This window comes from Polaribacter litoreus (assembly GCF_054584775.1).
Map to the genome: position 1 here is coordinate 1 of NZ_JBTLRD010000068.1, position 1,667 is coordinate 1,667.

The window sequence follows — 1,667 nt, forward strand, 5'->3', positions numbered from 1 at the left end:
AAAATTTATTGCTTTTTCAGGTTTTTCTTACGAAAAACCTCGGAAACGCTAAAGTTTTAGTATAAATAGTTTTTTTTGCTAAATTTACGCAACAAATAATACACCAAAACGTTGCCAATAATTAAGACCAGCATCACGAATGAACGATATTTACGAACCTAAATTTGTCGAAAAACTGTTTGATAAAATGTCAAGTTCGTATTCAAAAGTAAACTATATAACTTCTTTTGGATTTAGTGAAAGATGGCGAAGACAATGCGTAAAGGAAATCCAAATTCAAAAAGGAAAAGTTGTTGTAGATTTAATGACTGGAATGGGAGAATGTTGGAAGCATATTCTAAAACAATCTGACCAAAAGTCAAAACTAATCGGACTTGACTTCTCAACCGAAATGATAAATCGTGCAGAGAAGAATAAAGGACGTTTCGAAAAATCAACAATTGAGATTCTTAAAGAAAACGTATTTGAAAACTCAATTGCAAATGAAACTGCGGACTATGTAATTTCAGGTTTTGGACTAAAGACATTTAATGATGAACAACTTGGAAGGTTAGCAAAGGAAATTGACCGAATTCTAAAGCCAAACGGAAAATTTTCCCTAATTGATGTCTCTGTTCCAAATAGCAAATTTCTAAAACCATTTTATATGTTTTACTTGAAAAATATTATTCCGATTTTAGGAAAATTATTTCTTGGAAGTCCAGAGACTTATAGAATGTTAGGAGTTTACACAGAAGAATTTGGAAACTCAAAAAATGTTCATCGGATTTTTAACAAACTGGAATTTGATGTTGAATACGTGGAATATTTTTACGGTTGTGCAAGCGGAATTAAAGGACTGAAAATAAAATAACTATTGGCAACACCGTATAAAAATAATGCTTAGTTTAGTGCTTAATCAAGAGTCCGTACGCTTTTGTTACGTCTGATTTTCCTGCGGAAAATCCTCGCACACAAAACCGCACTATTCTTATACATAAACGTTGGGCTTCATTTATGAAAAAACTTACAGAGAAAAATATAACCAATTTGAAATCTCAAAGAAGACTGAATGTCCAAGAACAAATTTTACTGAAAAAAAATTTAATTGTTGAAAATACAAAACTTTGGAAAAAGAGTAAGATTGAAAATCAATTGTCTGAATTTTTTAATGAAAAAGGAATTAACTCTGACAAATCAATTATGTTGGAATTCATAGAGGAATATTTTGGAGGAAATACAGTTGAAGGAATTATTTTATCTGAAAATGAAAAATTTTATGAATTTGAAATTGAATTAAACAAAAAAAGAAATGAAATTGTTGAAATTCTCCTATTTGAAGAAATATCTTATAAATTTGAGATAAAAAATAATAAAAAAGGAATTAAAAAAACTAACGGGTTATTAGGAATTGAGGTTTTGAATGAACTGAAAAATGAAAAAAAACGAAAGCCCAACACCGTACAAAATTAATTGCTTACTTACTGCTTACTTACGAAAATCCTCACGGATTTTCTTTGTCAGTAATTATTTACTAACTTAATTGCTTAAACACAGCAACTAATCCTGTACAAACACGTTAGTATACATTGGCGAATAACCTCATCAAACTTCTTGATTTCTTAAAGATTTTATGGCTTTCTTTAGCTTAGTGAAGCAGCTTATTGTTTGTTTATTTTTGGTAGTGA

At 29.5% G+C, this 1,667-nt stretch carries 2 protein-coding genes; both read left to right on the plus strand.

What is annotated here, in order from left to right; all coding sequences use genetic code 11:
- Positions 1 to 139 precede the first annotated feature (139 nt).
- A complete protein-coding gene (locus tag ACW9UN_RS17135; protein WP_459487589.1) occupies positions 140 to 853 on the plus strand; it encodes a class I SAM-dependent methyltransferase in 714 nt (237 codons plus the stop codon).
- A 143-nt stretch (positions 854 to 996) separates the two neighbouring features.
- Positions 997 to 1,452, plus strand: a complete 456-nt coding sequence (locus tag ACW9UN_RS17140) for a hypothetical protein (RefSeq protein WP_459487591.1) — start codon at positions 997 to 999, stop codon at positions 1,450 to 1,452.
- Positions 1,453 to 1,667: the final 215 nt, after the last annotated feature.

Coding starts and splice junctions, on each gene's coding strand:
- ACW9UN_RS17135 (WP_459487589.1), top strand. CDS start 140: ATGAACGATATTTACGAACCTAAATTTGTCGAAAAACTGTTTGATAAA.
- ACW9UN_RS17140 (WP_459487591.1), top strand. CDS start 997: ATGAAAAAACTTACAGAGAAAAATATAACCAATTTGAAATCTCAAAGA.